Origin of the sequence: Pseudomonas sp. Au-Pse12 (assembly GCF_021341665.1) — a bacterium.
GTDB lineage: Bacteria > Pseudomonadota > Gammaproteobacteria > Pseudomonadales > Pseudomonadaceae > Aquipseudomonas.
This window is the reverse complement of record NZ_JAJTTH010000002.1, coordinates 234,229-256,897: the sequence shown is the minus strand read 5'-3', so window position 1 is coordinate 256,897 and position 22,669 is coordinate 234,229. Positions and strand designations below refer to the sequence as shown.

The window sequence follows — 22,669 nt, the reverse complement described above, 5'->3', positions numbered from 1 at the left end:
ACCTGTTGTTATTGGTGTGTCCAGGTGCCGGGAATGGTGCGTCGCGGATCAGGGGCAATCAATTGGATGAATCGCTTTCTGGGCGATAATCGAACACAAATGTTCTAAACAGTACATATGAAAAAACCCACCGTCAGGTGGGTTTTTCATGCTGCCAGGCGGTGCTTCAGAACAGGTGCAGCGCCGGGGCTTTTTCAGCCAGTGGCTGGTTCTTCGCGGTCTGCTCGCTCCAGCCACCGCCGAGGGCCTTGTACAGGTTGACCTCGCTGGTGAGCTGCGACAGGCGATCGGTGATCAGGGCCTGTTGGGCACTGAACAGCGAGCGCTGGGCGTCGAGGAAGGTCAGGTTGCTGTCGACCCCGATGCGGTAGCGGCGTTCGGCCAGGCGGTAGTAGTCCTGGTTGGCGTTGACGAAATCACGCTGGGCCTGCAACTGCTGGTTGTAGGTCTGGCGTGCCGCGAGGCCATCGGAGACTTCCTGGAAGGCGGTCTGGATGGATTTCTCGTACTGCGCGACGCTGATGTCTTTCTGGATTTTCGAGTAGTCCAGGCTGGCACGCAGGCTGCCGGCGTTGAAGATCGGCAGGTTGATCTGCGGCTGGAACAGCCAGGTGCCCGAGCCCCCCTTGAACAGGCCCGAGAGGTCCGGGCTCAAGGTCCCGGCGTTGGCCGTCAGGCTGATGCTCGGGAAGAACGCCGCCCGCGCCGCGCCGATATTGGCATTCGCCGCTTTCAGCTTGTATTCGGCTTCGAGGATGTCCGGACGCCGTTGCAGCAGTTCCGACGGCAGGCCGGCGGGCAGGTCGCTCAACAGGTTGGCCGACAGCGGTTGGGCCGCCGGCAGATTGGCCGGAATCGCCGTGCCCAGCAGCAGGGTCAGGCTGTTTTCATCCTGGGCCACCTGGCGGGTGTAGCGCGCCAGTTGGACCCGGGCGTTTTCCACCGAGGTCCGCGCCTGGCTCAGGTCCAGGGCCGAGGCCACGCCCACTTCGTTGCTGCGCGAGGTCAGCCGGTAGCTTTCCTCGTAGGCGGCGAGGGTTTCCTGGGTCAGCTTCAGCAGTTCCTTGTCGGCTTGCCAGGTCATGTAGGCATTGGCCACGCTGGCCACCAGGCTGATCTGCGTGCTGCGTCGGGCCTCTTCGCTGGAGAAGTAGGTCTGCAGCGCTTGTTCGCTCAGGCTGCGAACCCGGCCGAACAGGTCCAGCTCGTAAGCGCTGACGCCCACCGTGGCCGAGTACTGGCTGGTGATGCCGGCCTGGCCGGTCTGCGACATGCGTGCTGGCGTGCGCTGGCGGCTGCCGCTGCCGTTGGCCGAAACCGCGGGGAAGAGATCAGCGCGCTGGATCTGGTACTGCGCGGCATAGGCGTCGATGTTCAGCGCCGCGACCTTGAGGTCGCGGTTGTTTTCCAGGGAGGTCTGGATCAGCTGCTGCAGCGCCGGGTCATGGAAGAACTGCCGCCAGCCCTGTTCGGCGGCCGCCACGTTGGCGGCCTCCTTTGGCGAGTAGGCAGGGCCTTGGGGGAATTGCGCCGCCACCGGCGCTTGCGGGCGCTGATAATCCGGTATCAGCGAGCAACCACTTAGCGCGATGGCGGTGATTGCCAGGGAGAGTAGCGACTTGCTCATTGGCCAGCCTCATTAGCAGTTGCAGTAGTTTCTGATTGGTCCGCTTGCCTGCGGCCCATGGACGATACGGTGACGAAGAACAGTGGCACCCAGAAGATCGCCAGGATCGTCGCGGTGAGCATACCGCCGATCACCCCGGTACCGATCGCATGCTGGCTGCCGGAACCTGCGCCGGTGGAGATGGCCAGAGGCACAACCCCGAGGACGAAGGCCAGGGAGGTCATGATGATCGGTCGCAGACGCATCCGGCAGGCTTCCACTGCGGCGTCGATCAGGCTGCGACCCTGCTCGTGCAGTTCCTTGGCGAACTCGACGATCAGAATGGCGTTTTTCGCCGCCAGGCCGATGGTCACCAGCAGCCCCACCTGGAAGTACACGTCGTTGGACAGGCCGCGCAGGCTGGTGGCCATCAGCGCACCGATGATCCCCAGCGGCACCACTAGCATGACCGCGATCGGAATCGACCAGCTTTCATACAGCGCTGCCAGACACAGGAACACCATCAGCAGGGACAAGGCGTACAGCGCAGGTGCCTGGGAGCCCGACAGGCGTTCCTCGTAGGACAGGCCGGTCCAGGAGATGCCCACACCCGGCGGCAGCTTCGCGGCAAGCGCTTCGACTTCGGCCATGGCCTCACCGGTACTGTAGCCAGGGGCTGGAGCACCGAGGACTTCCATGGCTTCCACGCCGTTGTAGCGGGCCAGTTTCGGCGAGCCGTAGATCCACTCGCCCTTGGCGAAGGAGGAGAACGGCACCATGGTCCCGGCGCTGTTGCGCACGTACCACTTCTTCAGGTCTTCGGGGCTCATGCGGGCACCGGCCTGACCCTGGATGTACACCTTCTTCACCCGACCACGGTCGATGAAGTCGTTGACGTAGCTACTGCCCAGGGCAATCGACAAGGTGCTGTTGATGTCGGTGAGGGTCACGCCCAAGGCACTGGCGCGCTCGTCATCGATGGTCAACTGGTACTGCGGTTCGTCATTCAGGCCGTTCGGACGCACCTGGGACAGCACCTTGCTCTGGGCGGCCATGCCGAGGAACTGGTTGCGCGCAGCCATCAGTTTCTCGTGGCCGATACCGGCGCGGTCCTGGAGGAACACGTCGAAACCGGTGGCGTTACCCAACTCCAGTACCGCCGGAGGGGCGAAGGCGAACACCATCGCGTCACGGAAGCTGAAGAAGTGCTGCTGGGCGCGGGCCGCCAGGTTGAACACGCTGTTTTCCGCAGAACGCTCGCCCCACGGCTTGAGCATGATGAAGGCCATGCCCGAGCTCTGGCCGCGACCGGCGAAGTTGAAGCCGTTCACGGTGAACACCGAAGCCACGGTGTCCTTTTCCTTGTCCAGCAGGTAGGCGCGCATTTCATCGACGACCACCTGGGTGCGCTCGGCACTGGAGCCGGCTGGAGTCTGCACCTGGGCGAACAGTACGCCCTGGTCTTCTTCCGGCAGGAACGCCGTCGGGATGCGGGTAAACAGCCAGATCATGCCCAGGACGATCAAGACGTAGGCCAGCAGGTACGGGACCTTGTGGCGCAGCATGTTGCCGACACCGCGCTCATAGCTCTTCACGCTGCGATCGAAGGTGCGGTTGAACCAGCCGAAGAAGCCGCGCTTTTCGTGCTGCTGGCCCGGGACCACGGCCTTGAGCATGGTGGCGCACAGGGCAGGGGTGAAGATCAGGGCGACCAGTACCGACAGGGCCATGGCCGACACCACGGTGATCGAGAACTGCTTGTAGATCACCCCGGTGGAGCCGCTGAAGAAGGCCATCGGCAGCAGTACCGCAGACAGCACCAGGGCAATACCCACCAGGGCTCCCTGGATCTGGCCCATGGACTTCTTCGTTGCCTCCTTGGGTGACAGGCCCTCTTCGTGCATCACCCGTTCGACGTTTTCCACCACGACGATGGCGTCGTCGACCAGCAAGCCGATGGCCAGCACCATGCCGAACATGGTCAGGGTGTTGATGCTGAAACCGGCCGCCGCGAGGATGCCGAAGGTCCCCAGCAGAACCACTGGCACGGTCATGGTGGTGATCACCGTGGCGCGGAAGTTCTGCAGGAACAGGAACATCACCAGGAACACCAGGACGATCGCTTCCACCAGGGTCTCGACGACCCCCTTGATGGATTCGGTCACCACGGGCGTGGTGTCGTACGGGAACACCACCTTCATGCCTTGCGGGAAGAAGGGTTCCAGGTCACTGATGGTCTTGCGCAGTGCCTTGGCGGTGTCCAGGGCGTTGGCGCCGTTGGCCAGCTTGACCGCCAGGCCGGAGGCCGGCTTGCCGTTGAACTGGGCGCTGATGGCGTAGTTTTCACCCCCCAGGCCGACGTCCGCGACATCACCCAGGCGCACTTGCGAGCCGTCCTTGTTGACCTTCAGCAGGATCGCCTTGAACTGCTCGGCAGTCTGCAGGCGGGTCTTGCCGATGATCGTGGCGTTGAGTTGCTGGCCGGGCAGGGCGGGCAGGCCGCCGAGCTGGCCGGACGACACCTGGACGTTCTGCGCGGCAACCGCGGTCTTCACGTCCACCGGGGTCAGGTTGAAGTTGTTCAGCTTGGCCGGGTCGAGCCAGATCCGCATCGCGTACTGGGCACCGAACACCTGGAAGTCACCGACGCCCGCGGTCCGCGAGATCGGGTCCTGCATGTTCGACACGATGTAGTTCGACAGGTCGTCCTTGGACATGCTGCCGTCCTCGGAGACCACGCCGATCACCAGCAGGAAGTTCTTCACCGCCTTGGTCACGCGGATACCCTGCTGCTGCACTTCTTGCGGCAGCAGCGGGGTGGCCAGGTTGAGCTTGTTCTGTACCTGGACCTGCGCGGTGTCCGAGTTGGTGCCCTGCTCGAAGGTCGCGGTGATGGTCATGCTGCCGTCGGAGTTACTTTCCGAGGACACGTAACGCAGGTTGTCGATACCGTTGAGTTGCTGCTCGATCACCTGGACCACGGTGTCCTGCACGGTCTGTGCGGAAGCACCTGGGTAGGTCACGGAGATGGCGATCGCCGGTGGGGCGATGCTCGGGTACTGGTTGATCGGCAATTTGAGGATCGATAGAGCCCCGACCAACATGATCACCAGGGCAATAACCCAGGCGAAGATCGGACGGTCGATAAAAAATTTCGACATGGTTTACTCCCCTTTGCCGCCTGCAGCTTTGTCAGTTGCTCGTGCAGGGGCCGGGTTCTTCGCGGCTACGTTGGTGGCTTCGCTGGCCTTGACCTCAATGCCCGGCTTGACGAATTGCAGGCCTTCGGTGATCAGACGGTCACCGGCTTTCAGGCCGTCTTCCACCAGCCACTGGCTGCCGACGGTGCGGCTGGCCTTGAGCTGGCGCAGCTCGACCTTGTTGTCCGGGCCAACCACCAGGGCGGTCGGGGTGCCTTTCAAGTCGCGAGTCACGCCTTGTTGTGGCGCCAGGATTGCCGCGCTGTTGACCCCGGCTTGCAGCTGGGCGTGGACGAACATGCCTGGCAGCAGAGTGTGCTGGGGGTTGGGGAATACGGCGCGCAGGGTCACCGAGCCGGTGCTTTCATCCACCGAGACTTCGGAGAATTCCAGCTTGCCGTCGAGCTTGTACTGGCTGCCGTCTTCCAGGGTCAGTTTGACCTTGGCGGCGTTGTCGCCGACTTTCTGCAGGCGGCCGCTTTCCAGCTCGCGACGCAGTTCCAGCAGTTCCACCGAAGACTGGGTGACGTCGACGTAGATCGGGTCCAACTGCTGGATCACGGCCATGGCATCGGCCTGGCCATTGCTCACCAGCGCACCTTCGGTCACCGAGGAACGGCCGATGCGCCCGGTCAGTGGCGACAGCACCTTGGTGTAGCGCAGGTTGATCTGGGCGCTTTGCAGCGAAGCTTCCGACTGCAGGCGGTTGGCCACGGCAGTGTCGTATTCCTGGCGGCTGACGGCCTGCTCGTTGACCAATTGCTTGTAGCGATCGGAAATCGACTTGGTCGACTGCAGATTCGCCTCTGCACTCTTCAGCGTTGCCTCATAGACCGATGGATCGATCTGATAAAGCTGCTGACCTTCCTTAACATCTCCGCCTTCTTTGAACAGGCGCTTGAGAATGATCCCGTTTACCTGTGGACGAACTTCGGCGATGCGGAACGCGGTGGTCCGGCCCGGGAGTTCGGAAGTCAAGGTAAAGGCTTGTGGTTGCAGGGTGACGACGCCGACCTGAGGGGCTTGAGGGGCAGGTGCCGCCTCTTCCTTCTTACATCCGCTGAGCAGCGATGCCAGGGCGACGGCAGTGACCAGAGCGGTAACAGCTGGCTTGAATTGCATGAAAATCCTCGGGTCAGGCACGCAAGATGCGCACAAGAAAAGTGGAAGGGTAAAAATGCTTGGCTGAGTGGATAAGTAGCTTGCTAAGGAATATACTTACGTTCACGGTTGTTTGTAAATACCCTGGCGGCGTACCCATCCGGTTACAAAAGCCCCTGTAGGTGTTGAATTGTAGGTTGGGCAAACGGCACTCGAGATGCCGTTCCATATTTATTCAGAAGGTCTTCACGCATCGCTGAAAGATCCTGATCGAGGTTTTACTGCCATGGTCCGTCGTACCAAAGAGGAAGCTCAAGAAACTCGCAGCCAGATTCTCGAGGCCGCCGAAAAGGCCTTTTACGAGCGTGGCGTGGCGCGTACCACCCTGGCCGATATCGCGGCGTTGGCGGGAGTGACGCGAGGCGCCATCTATTGGCACTTCAGCAATAAGGCTGATCTGGTACAGGCAATGCTCGACAGCCTGCGTGAACCTTTGGACGAGATGGCCGCGGCCAGTGAAAATGTAGATGAAATGGACCCGTTGGGTTGCATGCGCAAGCTGCTCATTCATTTGTTTCATCAAGTTGCCCTGGACCCGAAAACCCGACGCATCAATGAAATCCTGTTTCATAAGTGCGAGTTCACCGATGAAATGTGCGATCTGCGTCGTCAGCGTCGCGCTGCCAGCCTGGACTGCAACGTACACATCGAACTGGCGTTGCGTAATGCAGTGAATCGTGGGCAGTTGCCCGAAAATCTCGATACGGTGCGGGCGGCTATCACCCTGCATGCGTTTATCGATGGCATTCTTTACCAGTGGTTGCTGGCCCCTGAAAGCTTCGCCCTGCACACCGAGGCAGAGCGCTGGATCGACATCGGGCTGGATATGCTGCGCCTGAGCCCCAGCCTCCGTCATTAAGACAAAATGCGTAATTGAGTCTGGTTGTGTCAACATCTAAGGCGAGGGATGTTCATCCCCGTAGTCGCAGATCACGATGGGGTGCTTTTATATACGGGCTGGTTAAAGGTTGATAGGTAGCGAGCTACGTATTTTGTAGGGATTTTGTTGCGGGTGTGTGAATGAGTGTGACCCCTTCACCGTTCAAAGGCGCGGAACACCCCATCAAGGGGATAGCCCTGATTTGCCTGGCGGTCCTGCTCTTCGCCAGCCACGACACATTGTCCAAGTACCTTTCGGCCTTTTACCCGATTGTCATGGTGGTCTGGGCCCGTTATGTGGTGCACACCCTGTTGATGCTGGTGGTGTTCGTGCCGCGCAGCGGTTTCTCCGCGGTGGTACGCACCAAGCGCCCGGGGCTGCAACTGCTGCGCGCGCTGTGCCTGATCGGCACCAGCCTGTTGTTCACCACCGGCCTGCGGTATATCCCCCTGGCTGAAGCTACCGCGGTCAACTTCCTGGCGCCCTTGCTGGTGACGGCGCTGTCGGTGCCGTTTCTCGGTGAGCGGGTCAGCCGCGCCCAGTGGCTGGCGGTGCTGACGGGGTTTGTGGGCGTGCTGATTGTGGTGCGTCCCGGTGGCGCGCTGTTCACTCCGGCGATCCTGCTACCGCTGGGTTCGGCCTTGTGCTTTGGTTTCTATCAGTTGCTGACTCGCAAGCTCAGCGGAATCGACAGCCCGACCACCAGCAACTTTCTCACCGGGATCTTCAACAGCCTGATCATGAGCGCATTGCTGCCGTTCTTCTGGAGCACGCCGACTTTCATTCATGGGTTGTTCATGATCGGCCTGGGCACCTGCGGCATGCTCGGCCACATGTTGCTGACCCAGGCGTTCCGCCATGCCGCACCGGCGATGCTGGCGCCCTTCAGTTATGGGCAAATACTGTTCGCCGGGCTGTACGGCTACCTGATCTTCAGTCACACCCCGGACCATTACGCTCTCATCGGCATCGCGGTCATCTGCCTCAGCGGCCTGGCGGTGGCCTGGACCCAGCGCAAACGCTGAGTGGCTTGCGGCTGCGGCGAACAAGAATGTGCAGGCAATAAAAAGCCCCGGCTCAGGCGAGTCGGGGCTTTTGGTTGCGTTGCTGATTTACAGCGTCGGGTAGTCGATGTAGCCGACCGGGCCCTTGCCGTAGAAGGTTTCCGGATGTGCCTCGTTCAACGGGGCGTCGGCTTTCAAGCGGGCCGGCAGGTCCGGGTTGGCGATGAAGGGCACACCGAACGCCACGGCATCAGCCTTGCCGGCGGCGAGCCAGGCATTGGCGCTGTCCTTGGTGAAACGCTCGTTGGCGATGTAGGGACCGCCGAAGGCTTCTTTCAGTTGCGGGCCGAGGCTGTCGGCACCTTCTTTCTCGCGCGAGCAGATAAACGCGATGCCGCGCTTGCCCAGTTCACGGGCCACGTAAGTGAAGGTTTCTGCCAGGTTGGCGTCGCCCATGTCGTGGGAGTCGGCACGCGGTGCCAGGTGCACGCCTACCCGGCCGGCGCCCCAGATCTCGATGGCCGCATCGGTGACTTCCAGCAGCAGGCGAGCACGGTTTTCCAGGGAGCCGCCGTACTGGTCGGTGCGCTGGTTGGTGCTGCTTTGCAGGAACTGATCCAGCAGGTAACCGTTGGCCCCGTGGATTTCCACGCCGTCGAAACCGGCGGCCTTGGCGTTTTCCGCGCCGACCCGGTAAGCCTCGACGATGTCGGCAATCTCGGCGGTTTCCAGTGCCCGTGGGGTTGGGAAGTCGGCCAATGGGCGCACCAGGCTGACATGGCCCTTGGGCTGGAGGGCGCTTGGCGCCACTGGCGTTTCACCGTCCAGGTAGGACGGGTGGGAAATCCGCCCGACGTGCCACAGTTGCAGGAAGATCTTGCCGCCGGCGCCGTGCACTGCCTTGGTCACGTTGGCCCAGCCACGCACCTGGTCGTTGGACCAGATGCCGGGAGTGTCCGGGTAGCCCACGCCCATCGGGGTCACCGAGGTGGCCTCGCTGAGGATCAGGCCAGCCGAAGCCCGCTGCACGTAGTACTCGGCCATCAGCGCGTTGGGCACGCGGCCGGCGTCGGCGCGGCAGCGGGTCAGCGGCGCCATGATGATGCGGTTGGACAGCTCGAGGTCGCCGATCTTGATCGGATCAAAGATAGTCGTCATGGAATGCAGCCTTCTATATAGGAAAGAAACGGATCAGTGGGTCGCAGGAGCCAGTTCGGCGTTGCCGCCCTGGCGAAAGGTAATCAACGTCACCAGCAGGGCCAGGATCGCCAGGGCCGCTGCGGCCAATGGCACGCTGGTGAGGCCGAAGCCGTGGGCGATGACGCTGCCGCCGACCCAGGCGCCCAGGGCGTTGCCGATGTTGAAGGCACCGATGTTCAGGGTCGAAACCAGGTTCGGCGCGGCCTTGCCAAAGGTCACCACGTTGACCTGCAGCGCCGGAACCGCAGCAAACGAAGCGGTGGCCCAGAGGAACAGGGTGATCTCGGTGGGAATCAACGCCACGCTGGTCCAGGTCAGCAGGGTGGAGACCACGGCCATGGCCGCGAACACGCCGATCAGGGTGGCGCCCAGGCGCTTGTCCGCCAGCTTGCCGCCGATGATGTTGCCCAGGGTCAGGCCCAGGCCAATCAGCAGCAGGGTCCAGGTCACGCCCTGGGGCGAGACGCCGGTGACATCGCCGAGCAGCGGCGCAACGTAGGTGAACAGGGTGAACATCGACGCGGCGAACAGCGCGGTCATGCTCAGCGACAGCCAGATTCCCGCCCCCCTGAGGGCCGCCAGCTCGGCGCGCATGTCGAGTTTTTCCTCGTCGCGCTTGGCCGGCAGGAACCGCAGCAGGCCGATCAGCGCTACCACGCCGATGACCGTCACCGCCCAGAAGGTCGAGCGCCAGCCGGCGGCCTGGCCCAGTGCGGTGCCCAGGGGCACGCCGAGGACGTTGGCCAGGGTCAGGCCGGTGAACATCAGGGCCACGGCCGAAGCGCGCTTGTTGGCCGGAACCAGGCCGGCGGCCACCACTGAACCGATACCAAAGAAGGCACCGTGGCACAGCGCGGTGATCACTCGGGCGAACATCAGCACGTTGTAATCACTGGCCAGTGCGCACAGCAGGTTGCCGACAATGAAGATTCCCATCAACGCCACCAGGGCCGCCTTGCGTGGCAACCGGGCGGTGGCCAGGGCCATGAATGGCGCACCAATGGCCACGCCCAGGGCGTAGCCGGTGACCAGCCAGCCAGCGCCGGGAATCGACACCCCGAGGTCCGCCGCCACATCGGGCAGCAAGCCCATGATGACGAACTCGGTGGTGCCGATGGCGAAGGCACTCAAGGCCAGGATGAGCAGCGGAAGGGGCATTGTCGGGTCCTTGTCAGATCAGAGCTCTTGGCTCATTTGCGCGAGGAACTGCTGGATGGTTTCCTCGTTGCGTTTGAAAAAATGCCATTGGCCGACTTTCCGGCTACTGATCAGGCCTGCGCGTTGCAGGGTGGCGAGGTGGGCGGACACAGTCGACTGCGACAGGCCGCAGCGTTGGTCGATCTGCCCGGCACAGACGCCGTGCTCATTGCTATGAGCCTGATCGGGAAATTCGACAGTCGGGTCTTTCAGCCAGTGCAGGATTTCCCTGCGAACCGGATGTGCCAGGGCTTTTATTATTTCGTCGAGGTCGAGGGGCATGGCGGTGCTCGTTTTCCGTAAAACGTTGTATCGCGATGAGGCGAAATTTAAATCGTTATTTCGCGATATACCAATATGATTTTGATCTTAAATCATGACTTGTCGGTATATCGGGTTATAACGATATTGAGGTCGCAGTGCTAAGCTGCGCGGATGAATTATCTCGCACATCTGCACCTCGGCGGCCAGCGCCCAGGACAATTACTCGGCAGCCTGTATGGCGATTTCGTCAAGGGACGCCTGCAAGGGCAGTTTTCTCCCGAGGTCGAGGCGGCGATCCAGCTGCATCGGCGCATCGATACCTACACCGACAGCCACCCGTTGGTGGCTGCGTCGCTGTCACGTTTTTCCCTGACGCGCCGGCGTTACGCCGGCATTGTCATCGACGTCTTCTTCGACCATTGCCTGGCCCGGGATTGGCAGCATTACGCCGACCGGCCCTTGCCCTTGTTCACGGCCGAGGTGTACCGGGTGTTGGCGGCCGAGCCGCAGTTGCCGGCGCGCCTGGCGCATATTGCGCCTTATATGGCGGCGGATGACTGGCTGGGTTCCTATCGCGAATTTGCGGTGCTGGAGCAGGTGTTGCGAGGGATTGCCCGGCGCCTGTCACGGCCCGAGGAACTGACCGCGGCGATGGGCGAGCTGGAGCGGCTGTATCAGCCGTTGAGCGAAGATTTCCGCGCGTTCTACCCGCAATTGCAGGCATTCGCCGCGCAGCACATCGATCTACCCTGAAGCACGATCGCTAAGGGAGGAGCGGGCTTGCCAGCGAAAGCGCCGTCATCAACGGCGCAGGTTCCAAGGGCCTCTTCGCCGGCATCCGGCTCCTACAGGGAGGGTCAGGCGGCGACCAGTTCGCCGCTGCGGCGCGGTTCGGCCGGCTGGGCCACATCGCCGAACAGTGCCTTCTGCACCGCTTGCTGGGCCTGGAAAGCTAGCGCCGCGCGTTCCTGGCCCTGGCAGGCAATCGGCTTGAGCAGGTGGATTTCCACCTGGCCCCGATCGCTGGCGAACAGCCGCATCAAATGAGAGAGCAGGTCATCGTCGCCGATGAACGGCGCCAGGCTATCGACCTGGCCGTCGCGCAGGTAACGGATCGCCACCGGCTGCAGGGACACCTCGGCATCGATGGCGCTGGCCAGCAAGCGCCCGTGGAAGGTGCGCAGGCCGCAGCCATCGGTGGTGGTGCCTTCGGGGAACAGCAGCAGCGGGTGCTGTTCCTGCAAGTGCCGGGTCATCTGCTTGCGGATCAACTGGCTGTCACCGGCGCCGCGGCGGATGAACAGGCTGCCGGCCTTGGCTGCCAGCCAACCGGCCACCGGCCAGGTACGCACTTCGGCCTTGGACAGGAACGACAGCGGGGTGAGCATGCCCAGCAGCGGAATGTCGGTCCATGACACATGGTTGCTGACCCAGAGCATTGGCTGGCGAGGCAACTGGCCGTGCACTGTGACCTGGAAGGGCAGGGCATGGCTCAAGCGCGCCATGAAGAACCGCGACCAGCGCTGGCGCCGGATCATGGAGTTGGCGACCCCCAAGCGTTCCAGCAAGCCGAAGACACTGGCCATGCTCAGGCCCAGCGCCACCACCAGCAGCACCCGGGCGATGCGCCCGTAGACCCGCAGCCGGCGCATCAGACTGCCGCCTTGAAGTGTCGGGCGTAGCGTGGGCAGAGTTCGTCGCGCTTGAGCAGGATGAACACATCGGCAACCTGGAAGTCTTCGTCCCAGCATGGCTCGCCGCAGATCTTCGCGCCCAGGCGCATGTAGGCCTTGAGCAGTGGCGGCATCTCGGCGATCACATTGGACGGAATGTCCAGGCTCGGCAGCGGGTTCTTCGGTTCGGCCCGCAGGTGCTCGGTGCACAGGTAGCGTTCGCGCAGGCGCTGCATGATCGCCTGGGCCTGCACGCCGCCATCCTGCATGGGAATGCTGGCGCAACCCATCAGGTAGCTGTAGCCCCCCTGGTTGAGCACTTCCGCCAGTTCGCCCCAAAGCACGGCGATGGTCCCGCCGTTGCGGTAGGCCGGGTCGACGCAGGTGCGGCCGATCTCCAGGATCGGGCCCTTGAGCTGCACCAGGCCGTGCAGGCTGAATTCCTCTTCGCTGTAGAAGCGCCCCAGGCTGCTGGCGGCCTGGTGGTCCAGCAGGCGAGTGGTGGCCACCAGGCGCCCGGTGTTCAGGTCGCGCACACCGATGTGGCTGCAATGAACATCATAGTCATCCATGTCCAGACCCAGTTCCGCGCCCTTGAGCTTGGCGTTGAATTCGCCACTGAAGACGTTGAAACGCAGGGCCTGGGCTTCCTGCAAGGCCTGGGCGCCGATCAGGCGTTCGGCTTGCAGACGGCGTTCAGTGCCGGTGTCGCTGATGCGGGCGATCTGAGTCATCGTGAATCTCCGTGCGGGCCACTGACCCGCCTTGGGTTGCAGCCAATCGACTTTGTTGTGCAAAGTCAGGCTATGTAGCCCCGGTGTCATCGCCATGAAGCTTTGGTGATGCTTGTATGACAGCCCCTGAGGACCTTCGAATGCCCTGGCAAGCCCTGCTCGAAAGCCGTGAACGACTGCCCGCCAACCCCGACCTGGCCGAGGGTTACGGGGCTTTGCTGGCACATCTGGGGAGCGTCACGCCCTTTGAACTGGCGGTGCGCGGAGGGCGCCTGATGAGCACCCCGGGGCTGGCTTTCCTGGTGGGCTACCAGGCGGCATTGCGCATGCTGTGGCCCAGCGCACCGCTCAGCCTGGGGGCTTTGTGCGCGACCGAACGCCGCAGCCTGCGGCCGGCAGACCTGCAGACTCGCCTGGAGGATTTGCGCCTGCACGGGCGCAAGGATTTCGTCACCGCCGGTGATGCCGCCGACTGGTTGCTGGTGGCGGCCCGCTGCGAGGCACCGGGAGAGCGCCCGGCCTTGCGCCTGACGGTGGTCTATCCCGGCGAGCCCGGGGTCAAGGTCCAGACACTGCCGGCCATCGCCCTGATGCCGGAGATCAGCCACGGCTGCCTGGAACTGGACAACGCTGCTTGCGAGCTGCTGGCTGGCGACGGCTGGGACGCTTACGTCAAACCGTTCCGCACCCTGGAAGACATCTATGTCCTGAGTGCCATGCTTGCCTGGCTGTATGGCGTGGGCCAGGACAGTGGCTGGCCGCAGCCCTTGCAATTGCAGTTGCTGGGGTTGCTTGCCGGCTGCGCCGAGGCCAGCCGACAGAACCCGGCGTTGAGCTGCGGGCACATTCTGCTGGCCGGCTTGTTCGTGCAGTTCGAGGCGCTGAAACCCGAACTCGGCCTTGCCTTTGCCCAGGGGCCGGAACACTGGCGCGAGCAATGGACCCGCGACCAGGCCCTGCTGGAGCTCGCCGCCGGCGCTCGCGCACAGCGCCTGGCCAAGGCCCTGGCTTCCCTGTAGCAGCCGGCTTGCCGGCGAAGGCTGCCGCGAAACTGTCATCAGCCTTGATTAGGCTCGGCCACAGACGACCTTCGAGTGTCCTTCATGCCCCAAGCCTTGCTGCTGGCCGTGCTTCTACTACTCAGCCTGCCGGCCCGGGCCGAGGACTGGCCGGCGCAGCAATGGAGCCAGGCCGCTCCCGTCAGCGGCCCGGCGCTGCAGGCCCTGGAGGATTACGCTTTCGTGCCCCGGGATGATGAGTCCCGCCAGGGTATTCGCACCGATGCCTTGCTGGTGATCCGCGACGGCCAATTGCTCTACGAGCGCTACGCCGGGGCGACCGGGCCACAGACTCCCCATCTCGCCTGGTCCGCCAGCAAAAGCCTGCTGGCGGTATTGCTGGGCGTGGCCTTTGGCGAGGGGCGCTTCCAGTTGCAGGACCCGGCGGCGACATTCTATCCGCCGCTCAAGGCTCATCCGGATATCACCCTGGCAGACCTGCTGCACTGGGCTTCGGGCCTGGAATGGCAGGAAGACTATGAATATGCCCCTCTGAACTCCTCGGTAGTCGCCATGCTCTATACCCGCGGGCATCGGGACATGGCCGCCTTCGCTGCGCAACAGGGCGTCGCCAGCGTACCGGGCCAGGCGTTTCGCTATTCCAGCGGTGACAGCAACCTGCTGGCCGCCAGCCTGCGGGGCATGGTGGGGGCCGAGCAGTATGCGGACTATCCCTGGCGTGCCCTGTTCGAACCGCTGGGCATCACCCAGGCGGTCTGGGAGCGGGACGCGGCCGGCACCTTCGTTGCCTCCTCCTACCTCTACCTGACGGCCCGCGACCTGGCCCGGATCGGCCTGCTGATGCAGCGCGATGGCCGTTGGCGCGACCGGCAACTGCTGCCCAAGGCCTGGGTCGAATACTGTCGCACCCCCTTCAGCGGCTACCGGGCCAACCAGGACGTGGCCGTGGCAGGCGGGCACTGGTGGCTCAACCGTGAAGTGGACGGGGCGCCACGGCCCTGGCCGGATGCGCCGGCCGACACCTATGCGGCGCTGGGGCACTGGGGGCAGGCGCTGTACGTGTTGCCCGCGCAGCGCCTGGTGATCGTGCGTTATGGCGACGATCGCGACGGCAGCTACCAGCACAATGAGCTGCTCAAGCGGGCGCTGGCCGCCTTCGCCACACCGGGGCAGCCATGAAGCCCCTGGCGCTGGTCCGCCGACGTCCGCTGCTCAGCGTGCTGTTGCTCGGGCTGCTTGTGCTGCTGGGCTGGATCTGGCAACAGCGGGTGGCGCTGCAGGCCTTCCCGGATATCCTCGGTGCCTACACCGCTAAGGAGTACTGCTCCTGCCGTTACGTGATGCAACAACCTGCCGACTACTGCCGCGCCTACGTGCGCCAGTACCTGCCCACCAGCGCCCTGCTCGATGAAGCGCAGTCCCGCCGTGTCACCGCCAGCGCTCTGGGGCGCACTCACCACGCGGTCTGGCTGAGCGCCCGGGAAGGCTGCCGCCTCGATCCCTGATCCGGGGTGCAGCAGGGGCTGCCGTTTTATGTTCCATCCAGTGGAACCACATTTGATTGTCCTGTGCTCTGGCTCGCGGTTATCTGACGCAGAGCTTCGAGCACGCCCTGGCCCTCGTGCAACGCTCCGAAAAAAAGAACGGGAACCCACCCGGCCCAGAGGAGATACGCCATGACCCGACACCAGCACATTCTTGCCTGGCTCAACGATGTCGCCAGCGACCTGCGGGCCATCCGCCAGGACATTCACGCCCACCCCGAGCTGGGCTTCGAGGAAAACCGCACCGCGGCGCTGGTGGCTCGCAGCCTTGAAGAGTGGGGCTATGACGTGCACACCGGTGTTGGCCGGACCGGCGTGGTGGGGGTGCTACGCAACGGCAGCAGCACCCGCACCCTGGGCCTGCGGGCCGACATGGACGCCCTGCCGATCATCGAGAACACCGGGGTGCCCTACAGCAGCCGCTACAGCGGATGCATGCACGCCTGCGGGCATGACGGCCACACCACCATTCTTCTCGGGGCGGCCCGCTACCTGGCGGCTACCCGGCAGTTCGACGGCACCCTGAACCTGATCTTCCAGCCTGCGGAGGAGGGCCAGGGTGGGGCCGAGGCAATGCTTGCCGATGGCCTGCTGGAGCGCTTCCCCTGTGACGCGCTGTTTGGCCTGCACAACATGCCGGGGCTGCCGGCCGGTCACCTGGGCTTTCGCGAGGGGCCGATGATGGCCTCCCAGGACCTGCTCAACGTGATCGTCGAAGGGGTGGGCGGCCATGGCTCCATGCCACACCTGGCGGTGGACCCGCTGGTGGCGGCGGCCAGCATGGTCATGGCGTTGCAGACCGTGGTGGCGCGCAACATCGACACCCAGGAAGCCGCCGTGGTCACCGTCGGTGCCCTGCAGGCCGGCGAGGCGGCCAACGTGATTCCCCAGCAGGCCTTGCTGCGCTTGAGCCTGCGGGCTCTCAACGCGCCAGTGCGCGAGCAGATGCTGGAGCGGGTCAAGGCCATCATCCTGACCCAGGCCGACAGCTTCGGCTGCACGGCCAGCATTGAACATCGCCCGGCTTATCCGGTGCTGGTCAACAGCCCGCAGGAAACCGAGTTCGCCCGCCGGGTCGGCGTCGAGCTGGTGGGGGCCGAAGCGGTCAACGGCCATACGCCGAAGCTGATGGGCAGCGAAGACTTCGGCTGGATGCTGCAGCGCTGTCCGGGCAGCTACCTGTTCATCGGCAATGGCGTGGCGCAGCCGATGGTGCATAACCCCGGTTACGACTTCAACGACGACATCCTCCTCACCGGTGCGGCCTATTGGGGTGCCCTGGCGGAAAGCTGGCTCAAGCCGTCCTGACCTTCCCTGTTCCTGTGCCTCCGACCGGCCCGGGCGCTGCTGCGCCCGGCACTTTAACGAGCCCGCCAGAAGGCTCAAAAGTCTTCAAGGAACACCCCATGAGCGTCTCGAACCCCTCTGTTTCCAAGACCCGGCAGGTGGTTGCCGCCGTGGTCGGCAATGCCCTGGAATGGTACGACTTCATCGTCTACGGTTTTCTCGCCAGCTTCATCGCCCGCCAGTTTTTCCCCGCGGAAGACGAATACACCTCGCTGCTGATGGCCCTGGCCACTTTCGGCGTGGGCTTTTTCATGCGCCCGGTGGGCGGGGTGTTGCTGGGTGTCTATTCCGATCGCAAGGGCCGCAAGGCGGCGATGCTGGTGATCATCCAACTGATGACCCTGGCCATCGCGATGATCGTGTTTGCCCCCAACTACGCGGCCATTGGCATTGGCGCGCCGCTGCTGATCGTGGTGGCGCGCATGCTCCAGGGGTTTGCCACCGGCGGCGAATACGCCAGCGCCACGGCCTACCTGGTGGAGAGCGCGCCTCCCGAAAAGAAAGGCCTGTATGGTTCCTGGCAGTTGGTTGGACAGTGCCTGGCGGTGTTCAGCGGCGCCGCGATGGTGGCGGCGGTCACGCATTTCTTTTCGCCGCAGACCCTGGAGCTCTGGGGCTGGCGCCTGCCGTTCGTGATCGGCCTGCTGATCGGTCCGGTGGGCCTGTGGATCCGCAAATACATGGAAGAGCCGGAAGCCTTTGTCGAGGCGCGCAAGCAAGTGCGTGGCAAAGGGCCCGGGTTGTGGCAGGTGGTATTGGCCTATCGCCGAGCGATCCTGGTGTCCATGGGCATGTGCTGCGGGGGCACCGTGTCCTTTTATGTGGTGCTGGTGAACATGCCGACCTTTGCCCACACCAACCTGGGCCTGCCCCTGGATCAGGTGCTGTTGGTGCAGATGTTCGCCGTGGCCCTGATGACCCTGGTGATTCCCTTTGCCGGGGCCTTGTCGGATCGCATTGGGCGACGTCCGGTGCTGATGGCGTTCACCCTGGCTTTTTTTGTCATGGTCTATCCCTTGTATGTGTGGGTCGCTGCGGCGCCGTCCATCGAGCGCCTGATGGTGATGCAGATGCTGCTGTGCGGGGCCATCGGTGGTTTCTTCGGCCCCGGCCCCACGGCCCTGGCCGAGCAGTTTCCCATCGAGGTGCGCTCCACCGGAGTGTCGGTGGCGTATAACGTCACGGTCATGCTGTTTGGTGGCTTTGCGCCGTTGATCGTGACCTGGTTGAGCAAGGTCATGGCCACGCCGGTGGCGCCAGCCTTCTATGTCCTGCTGACCTCGGTCCTCAGCCTGCTGGGCACCTATTGCATGTATGACGCGGTCAGGGACGAAAAACCCGATGCCGTGACCCTGGGAGGTGAGTCTTGATCAACCCCACTGAACCATCGATCAATGCTTCGATTGTCGACCTGGATGCGCTGGCGCTGTCCAGGGCCATTCATGCTCGCGAGCTGTCCTGCCGCGAAGTGATGCAGGCCTATCTGGCGCAGATCGAGCGTTTCAACCCGGGCGTCAACGCCCTGGTGTCTCTCGGCGATCCCGAGGCCCTGCTGGAGCAGGCCGACGAGCGTGACCGGCAATTGGCCCAGGGTCGCTCGATGGGCTGGATGCATGGCATGCCTCAAGCGATCAAGGACCTGGCCGCCACTGCCGGGCTGACCACCAGCATGGGCTCGCCGCTGTTCGCCGAGCATGTCCCGCAGGTGGATGCCATCAGCGTGGCGCGGGTCCGTGCCAGTGGCGCGATCATCGTCGGCAAGAGCAACGTGCCCGAGTTCGGCCTGGGCTCCCATACCTACAACCAGTTGTTCGGCACCACCGGCAATGCCTATGACAGCGCCTTGAGCGCCGGTGGCAGCAGTGGTGGGGCCGCGGTAGCCCTGGCGTTGCGCATGCTGCCGGTGGCCGACGGCAGCGACATGATGGGTTCGCTGCGTAACCCTGCGGCTTTCAACAACGTGTTCGGCATGCGCCCCTCCCAGGGTCGGGTGCCTTTCGGCCCGACCCCGGAACTGTTCGTTCAGCAACTGGCGACCGAGGGGCCGATGGGGCGCACGGTCGCCGACGTGGCGCGGCTGTTGGGCACTCAGGCCGGGTTTGACGCCCGGGTGCCGTTGTCGCTGAAGGAAGAACCGGCGTTGCTGGATGCCGCCCTGCAACGGGATGTTCAAGGCCTGCGCCTGGGCTGGCTGGGGAATTACAACGGTTACCTGGCAATGGAGCAGGGGGTGCTGGGCCTGTGTGAAAAGGCCCTGGGCGATTTCATCAACCTGGGCTGCGAGGTTGAAAGCTGCCAGCCGGATTTCTCCCTGGCGCAGCTCTGGGACTGCTGGCTGGTTCACCGTCACTGGCTGGTTCAGGGCACCCTGGGGGCGCTTTACAACGACCCGGACAAACGCCGCTGGCTCAAGCCGGAGGCACGCTGGGAAGTGGAGGGGGCGGTGAGCCTGACCGCGGCGGACGTGTACCGCGCCTCTCAGAGCCGCAGCGACTGGTACCGCGCGTTGCAGCGCTTGTTCGAACGTTACGATTTCCTGCTGTTGCCGACCGCCCAGGTGTTCCCTTTCGATGCACGGCAAGCCTGGCCACGGCAGATCGATGGGCAGGAAATGGACACTTACCACCGCTGGATGGAAGTGGTCATCGGCCCGACCCTGGCCGGCCTGCCCAGTATCAGCATTCCCGTGGGTTTCAACTTGGCCGGCTTGCCCATGGGGTTGCAGGTCATTGGTCCGGCCCAGGCCGACCAGGCCGTGCTGCAACTGGCTTACGCCCACGAACAGCTGACGCAGTGGGTGCGCCAGCGGCCGCCGGGCAACCTGCGGTAACCAAGCAGGTGCCGCAGCCAAGGTCCGGGGGCCCGCATCTTGCTGGGTAAAACCTTTACCCATACTCAGTCAGGGAGTTCGGACTATGGCCAGCAAGGTAGAAACCGGCAGTGTGCGTTCAGTGGAGCGTGCCCTGGCCATTGTCGAGTTGCTTGGCCAGCACCAGGCCCTGGGCCTGGAGGAACTGCACTACCTGACGGGCCTGGCCAAGGCCACGGTGTCGCGCATGCTGCTGACCTTGCAGGAGCAGGGCTGGATCTACCGTGGCCTGAGTGACCGGCGCTACCGCCTGAGCGCCAGGAGCCTGTTCGGTGACAGTCGGCAGCGCTTCAAGCGCCAGTTGGTGGAGCAGGCGGCGCCCTGGTTGCTGGAGTTGAGTGCACGCACCGGGCTGGTCACCGACCTGTCGAGCTTCGACGGTGAATGCCTGGAGGTCCTGGAGAGTGCGGTCCCGGCGGTATTGCGCAAGCGCTACCCGAGCAACAGCCGGATCGTCGGCCAGCATGCCAGCCTGTTTCATTCGGCAATGGGCAAGGCCTGCCTGGGGACGCTGGCCAGCGATGAAGTCGAGCGCCTGGCCGAGCGTGAACGGGTGCCGCAGGAAGCCCGGCAACAAGCTTGCCGGGAATCCCGGCACCTGGGGTTTGGCCAGCGTACCGAGGGGCACTGGGAGTACCCGGTGCGCCTGCCGTTCCTGATCCGGGCGGTGGCCTTGCCACTGCAGGCCGAAGGCCGGGTGATCGGCAGCATCGCCCTGCATTGGCCTCGGGACATGGCTTGTGTCGAGCAGGTGCGCAATCGCCATCTGTGGCTGCTGGCCGAAACCATCGAGCAGGTGCAGAAAGACATCGCCTGAAGTCTCCCGCTCGGCTGCTCCGGGCGGCCTGATCGTGCTGCGCGGGCAACGCCCTCCTCAAGTACTGGGTTCCATTCTGCGGAACCAGTGCCCATTGTCCTTTATCCCGCTGCTCCGAGAATGAAGCCTGGTCCGCCGTCGGCGGCCATGACGCCAATTCCAATAATAAGAACAGGTGATCTCATGCGGGCTGAGCAACGTTATCTGAGCGGGTTGTTGTGCTGTCTGGTGGCCGGTGGGGCCCTGGCTGAAGGGTTTTTCGAGGACAGCCGCACGTCCTTGCGCTACAGCCAGTCCTACTGGAAGGAAAACGACGGGGGAGGGGTGGGCCCGACCCGGGACGAATGGGTGCAGGCCGCCCAGTTCAGCTTCAGTTCCGGCTGGTACCGCGAGGTGCTGGGCCTCGACTACAGCTATGGCCTGGCCGATGCCTTGCACGTGGGGCGAGACGCCAACAACATCAGTAACCTGCGAGCCGATCGCAGCGTGCAGCAGCCCCATGGCATCGCCAAGCCCCTTGAGCTGTACCTGCGTGGGCGTTGGGTGGATGAGGCCGGGACCTTCAGCGGCGGAGTGGGGAAAAGGAGCCGGCAATACCAGCTGTACCGTGACGATCGCTATTCGCGCATCCTGCCGGCAGCCACCCTGGGCCAGGACCTGGGCTACGAGCGTGGCGCGCTGAGCCTGAACCTCAGTCGCATCGACGGTTTCAGCCCGCGCAACGATTCGGGCTGGAGCCAGGACCTGCGCAACTATCGAGGGCAGAAGGTCGACGACCTGCGGCTCTATGCCCTGGGCTATGTGTTGCCCGGTGGCAGCAACCTGCAGCTCGAACACGGCGTGGCCCGGGATTACCTGCGCGCGTCCTCGGTGAAGCTGGGGCAGGGTTTCGAACTGGGCCCCAAGCGTGGCATCGATGTGCATACCATCTGGGGGCGCCAGCAGGATGCCGGCAAGCGCTTCGAATACTCCGGCGTGCGCGGGCTGTATGAGGCGGAGCGTTCCCACGATGCCCGGCACCTGGATCTGTCGTTCAAGTACCGTTTCAGCCGCTACTACGCGGGGCTGACCTGGAACAAGGTCTGGGGCGACGACTATGACCGCACCTTCTTCGCCCAGGACCATGGCACCTGGAACAGCAGCGGCAAGCTGTTCTACTACTTCGGGCTGCAGGACGAGGAGATGTTCAAGCTGCTGGGAGGCATGGATTTCGCCGATTTCGGCTTGCCCCGGCTGAAGTGGGATATGCACTACGCCAGCTCCCGGCAGGCCAAGGGCTACGAAGGGTTTTCCCGCCGGGAGTTCCAGAGCGTGCTGCGCTATACCTTCGACGGCTGGCTCGATGGGCTTGACGTTGCCTGGCTGCACGGGCGCTTTCGTACTCGGGGCGAGCCCGACGGGATCCGGCGCCAGAGCATCTCCAGGGGGCCGGCGGGCATCATCAGCCACAGCGCCGAGCGCTTCTATCTGAACTATACCTACCGCTTCTAGCTCTACTGCGCCGCCTGCCATGACGTTTGCCAGCCCCCCGGCGGGCAGTTAAGGTGGCGCATTCTGTCGATGGGAGCTTGCATGCGTACGCCGATCCGCCTTCTTCTCAGCCTGCTCGGAGTACTGGCCTTGCCGGTCCAGGCCAATTGGTACCTGGACAACGAGTCTTCCCGCGTGTCCTTCGTCACCACCAAGAACGCCAGCATTTCCGAGGTCCAGCGCTTTCTGGTGCTGCACGGCAAGGTCGATGGCCAGGGCCAGGCCCAGGTGCAGATCGAGCTGGAATCGGTGAGTAGCGGTATTCCCCTGCGCGATGAACGCATGCGCCAGGAGCTGTTCCAGATCCAGCAGTTTCCCGAGGCGCGGATCAGCGCGCAGATCAATCTGCGCCCGATCAATGACCTGGCCCCCGGGGCACAGATCGAGTTGCTGCTGCCGGTCACCGTTGCCCTGCACGGCGAGGAGCACACCTACAATGCCGAGCTGCTGGCCACCCGCCTGGATGACCGGCGTTTCCAGGTGGTGACCCTGGAGCCCCTGGTGCTCAATGCCGAGGACTTCAACCTGGCCCCTGGCCTCGACACCCTGCGCAAGATGGCCGGGCTGTCGGCCATCAGTTTCTCGGTGCCGGTGGGTGCGGTACTGATCTTCACGGCGCGCTGA

20 protein-coding genes are annotated in these 22,669 nt (G+C 63.8%); 12 read left to right on the top strand and 8 right to left on the bottom strand.

Annotated features, from left to right (window positions below):
• Positions 1-166: 166 nt before the first annotated feature.
• Genes adeC through emhA form a run of 3 tightly spaced genes read right to left on the bottom strand, consistent with a single transcriptional unit; the run spans position 167 to position 5,928 of the window.
• Positions 167-1,627 (bottom strand): AdeC/AdeK/OprM family multidrug efflux complex outer membrane factor, encoded by a 1,461-nt coding sequence (gene adeC, locus LXM55_RS05735; protein ID WP_233319476.1) that lies wholly within the window; start codon positions 1,625-1,627, stop codon positions 167-169.
• The gene (locus LXM55_RS05730; protein ID WP_233319474.1) at positions 1,624-4,767 is read right to left on the bottom strand and encodes an efflux RND transporter permease subunit; all 3,144 of its coding nucleotides are present in this window, start codon (positions 4,765-4,767) and stop codon (positions 1,624-1,626) included. Before LXM55_RS05730 ends, adeC begins: the two co-directional genes overlap by 4 nt.
• 3 nt (positions 4,768-4,770) lie before the next feature.
• The gene (emhA, locus tag LXM55_RS05725; RefSeq protein WP_233319472.1) at positions 4,771-5,928 is read right to left on the bottom strand and encodes an efflux RND transporter periplasmic adaptor subunit EmhA; all 1,158 of its coding nucleotides are present in this window, start codon (positions 5,926-5,928) and stop codon (positions 4,771-4,773) included.
• A gap of 265 nt (positions 5,929-6,193) precedes the next feature.
• On the opposite strand from emhA, the gene emhR reads away from it, so the two are divergent.
• Positions 6,194-6,826: an efflux system transcriptional repressor EmhR gene (emhR, locus tag LXM55_RS05720; protein ID WP_233319948.1), complete on the top strand. Its 633-nt coding sequence runs from the start codon at positions 6,194-6,196 to the stop codon at positions 6,824-6,826.
• A gap of 161 nt (positions 6,827-6,987) precedes the next feature.
• The gene (locus LXM55_RS05715; protein ID WP_233319469.1) at positions 6,988-7,872 is read left to right on the top strand and encodes a DMT family transporter; all 885 of its coding nucleotides are present in this window, start codon (positions 6,988-6,990) and stop codon (positions 7,870-7,872) included.
• An 87-nt stretch (positions 7,873-7,959) separates the two neighbouring features.
• Here LXM55_RS05715 and LXM55_RS05710 read toward each other — a convergent pair whose 3' ends face one another.
• Genes LXM55_RS05710 through LXM55_RS05700 form a run of 3 tightly spaced genes read right to left on the bottom strand, consistent with a single transcriptional unit; the run spans position 7,960 to position 10,530 of the window.
• On the bottom strand, positions 7,960-9,009 hold the full coding sequence (locus tag LXM55_RS05710; protein ID WP_233319468.1) for an alkene reductase: 1,050 nt from the start codon (positions 9,007-9,009) through the stop codon (positions 7,960-7,962).
• Between the two features lie 33 nt (positions 9,010-9,042).
• Entirely contained in the window at positions 9,043-10,209 is a 1,167-nt protein-coding gene (locus LXM55_RS05705; protein WP_233319466.1) for an MFS transporter, read from the bottom strand.
• 18 nt (positions 10,210-10,227) lie between these two features.
• Positions 10,228-10,530: an ArsR/SmtB family transcription factor gene (locus LXM55_RS05700; RefSeq protein WP_233319464.1), complete on the bottom strand. Its 303-nt coding sequence runs from the start codon at positions 10,528-10,530 to the stop codon at positions 10,228-10,230.
• Positions 10,531-10,683: 153 nt separating this feature from the next.
• Here LXM55_RS05700 and LXM55_RS05695 point away from each other — a divergent pair, with 153 nt between their 5' ends.
• The gene (locus LXM55_RS05695) at positions 10,684-11,265 is read left to right on the top strand and encodes an acyl carrier protein phosphodiesterase (RefSeq protein WP_233319462.1); all 582 of its coding nucleotides are present in this window, start codon (positions 10,684-10,686) and stop codon (positions 11,263-11,265) included.
• Between the two features lie 104 nt (positions 11,266-11,369).
• Here LXM55_RS05695 and LXM55_RS05690 read toward each other — a convergent pair whose 3' ends face one another.
• On the bottom strand, positions 11,370-12,164 hold the full coding sequence (locus LXM55_RS05690; protein WP_233319460.1) for a lysophospholipid acyltransferase family protein: 795 nt from the start codon (positions 12,162-12,164) through the stop codon (positions 11,370-11,372).
• Positions 12,164-12,919: an L-ornithine N(alpha)-acyltransferase gene (gene olsB, locus LXM55_RS05685; RefSeq protein WP_233319458.1), complete on the bottom strand. Its 756-nt coding sequence runs from the start codon at positions 12,917-12,919 to the stop codon at positions 12,164-12,166. Before olsB ends, LXM55_RS05690 begins: the two co-directional genes overlap by 1 nt.
• A gap of 140 nt (positions 12,920-13,059) precedes the next feature.
• Between olsB and LXM55_RS05680 the strand changes: the two genes are divergently transcribed.
• The 9 genes from LXM55_RS05680 to LXM55_RS05640 all read left to right on the top strand — a co-directional run bounded on the left by LXM55_RS05680 (position 13,060) and on the right by LXM55_RS05640 (position 22,669).
• On the top strand, positions 13,060-13,938 hold the full coding sequence (locus LXM55_RS05680; protein ID WP_233319456.1) for an acyl-CoA dehydrogenase family protein: 879 nt from the start codon (positions 13,060-13,062) through the stop codon (positions 13,936-13,938).
• Positions 13,939-14,022: 84 nt separating this feature from the next.
• Positions 14,023-15,117 (top strand): serine hydrolase domain-containing protein, encoded by a 1,095-nt coding sequence (locus LXM55_RS05675; RefSeq protein ID WP_233319454.1) that lies wholly within the window; start codon positions 14,023-14,025, stop codon positions 15,115-15,117.
• A complete protein-coding gene (locus LXM55_RS05670; RefSeq protein ID WP_233319452.1) occupies positions 15,114-15,443 on the top strand; it encodes an amidase in 330 nt (109 codons plus the stop codon). Before LXM55_RS05675 ends, LXM55_RS05670 begins: the two co-directional genes overlap by 4 nt.
• 171 nt (positions 15,444-15,614) lie before the next feature.
• The gene (locus LXM55_RS05665) at positions 15,615-16,790 is read left to right on the top strand and encodes a M20 aminoacylase family protein (protein ID WP_233319450.1); all 1,176 of its coding nucleotides are present in this window, start codon (positions 15,615-15,617) and stop codon (positions 16,788-16,790) included.
• Between the two features lie 98 nt (positions 16,791-16,888).
• Entirely contained in the window at positions 16,889-18,199 is a 1,311-nt protein-coding gene (locus LXM55_RS05660) for an MFS transporter (protein ID WP_233319448.1), read from the top strand.
• On the top strand, positions 18,196-19,659 hold the full coding sequence (locus LXM55_RS05655) for an amidase (RefSeq protein WP_233319447.1): 1,464 nt from the start codon (positions 18,196-18,198) through the stop codon (positions 19,657-19,659). Before LXM55_RS05660 ends, LXM55_RS05655 begins: the two co-directional genes overlap by 4 nt.
• 85 nt (positions 19,660-19,744) lie before the next feature.
• Positions 19,745-20,515 carry an IclR family transcriptional regulator gene (locus LXM55_RS05650; protein WP_233319445.1) on the top strand — a complete coding sequence of 257 codons (771 nt, stop codon included), beginning with the start codon at positions 19,745-19,747 and terminating at the stop codon, positions 20,513-20,515.
• 183 nt (positions 20,516-20,698) lie between these two features.
• Positions 20,699-22,006, top strand: coding sequence for an OprD family outer membrane porin (locus LXM55_RS05645; RefSeq protein WP_233319444.1), 1,308 nt, complete (start codon positions 20,699-20,701; stop codon positions 22,004-22,006).
• Between the two features lie 81 nt (positions 22,007-22,087).
• Positions 22,088-22,669 (top strand): YceI family protein, encoded by a 582-nt coding sequence (locus tag LXM55_RS05640; RefSeq protein WP_233319441.1) that lies wholly within the window; start codon positions 22,088-22,090, stop codon positions 22,667-22,669.

Excerpts from the sequence above, each read along its gene's own strand:
- LXM55_RS05640 (WP_233319441.1), top strand. The coding sequence starts at position 22,088 with ATGCGTACGCCGATCCGCCTTCTTCTCAGCCTGCTCGGAGTACTGGCC.
- emhA (WP_233319472.1), bottom strand. The coding sequence starts at position 5,928 with ATGCAATTCAAGCCAGCTGTTACCGCTCTGGTCACTGCCGTCGCCCTG.
- LXM55_RS05710 (WP_233319468.1), bottom strand. The coding sequence starts at position 9,009 with ATGACGACTATCTTTGATCCGATCAAGATCGGCGACCTCGAGCTGTCC.
- LXM55_RS05665 (WP_233319450.1), top strand. The coding sequence starts at position 15,615 with ATGACCCGACACCAGCACATTCTTGCCTGGCTCAACGATGTCGCCAGC.
- LXM55_RS05695 (WP_233319462.1), top strand. The coding sequence starts at position 10,684 with ATGAATTATCTCGCACATCTGCACCTCGGCGGCCAGCGCCCAGGACAA.
- emhR (WP_233319948.1), top strand. The coding sequence starts at position 6,194 with ATGGTCCGTCGTACCAAAGAGGAAGCTCAAGAAACTCGCAGCCAGATT.
- adeC (WP_233319476.1), bottom strand. The coding sequence starts at position 1,627 with ATGAGCAAGTCGCTACTCTCCCTGGCAATCACCGCCATCGCGCTAAGT.
- LXM55_RS05660 (WP_233319448.1), top strand. The coding sequence starts at position 16,889 with ATGAGCGTCTCGAACCCCTCTGTTTCCAAGACCCGGCAGGTGGTTGCC.
- LXM55_RS05700 (WP_233319464.1), bottom strand. The coding sequence starts at position 10,530 with ATGCCCCTCGACCTCGACGAAATAATAAAAGCCCTGGCACATCCGGTT.
- LXM55_RS05680 (WP_233319456.1), top strand. The coding sequence starts at position 13,060 with ATGCCCTGGCAAGCCCTGCTCGAAAGCCGTGAACGACTGCCCGCCAAC.
- LXM55_RS05645 (WP_233319444.1), top strand. The coding sequence starts at position 20,699 with ATGCGGGCTGAGCAACGTTATCTGAGCGGGTTGTTGTGCTGTCTGGTG.
- olsB (WP_233319458.1), bottom strand. The coding sequence starts at position 12,919 with ATGACTCAGATCGCCCGCATCAGCGACACCGGCACTGAACGCCGTCTG.
- LXM55_RS05690 (WP_233319460.1), bottom strand. The coding sequence starts at position 12,164 with ATGCGCCGGCTGCGGGTCTACGGGCGCATCGCCCGGGTGCTGCTGGTG.
- LXM55_RS05650 (WP_233319445.1), top strand. The coding sequence starts at position 19,745 with ATGGCCAGCAAGGTAGAAACCGGCAGTGTGCGTTCAGTGGAGCGTGCC.
- LXM55_RS05670 (WP_233319452.1), top strand. The coding sequence starts at position 15,114 with ATGAAGCCCCTGGCGCTGGTCCGCCGACGTCCGCTGCTCAGCGTGCTG.
- LXM55_RS05705 (WP_233319466.1), bottom strand. The coding sequence starts at position 10,209 with ATGCCCCTTCCGCTGCTCATCCTGGCCTTGAGTGCCTTCGCCATCGGC.
- LXM55_RS05675 (WP_233319454.1), top strand. The coding sequence starts at position 14,023 with ATGCCCCAAGCCTTGCTGCTGGCCGTGCTTCTACTACTCAGCCTGCCG.
- LXM55_RS05715 (WP_233319469.1), top strand. The coding sequence starts at position 6,988 with ATGAGTGTGACCCCTTCACCGTTCAAAGGCGCGGAACACCCCATCAAG.
- LXM55_RS05730 (WP_233319474.1), bottom strand. The coding sequence starts at position 4,767 with ATGTCGAAATTTTTTATCGACCGTCCGATCTTCGCCTGGGTTATTGCC.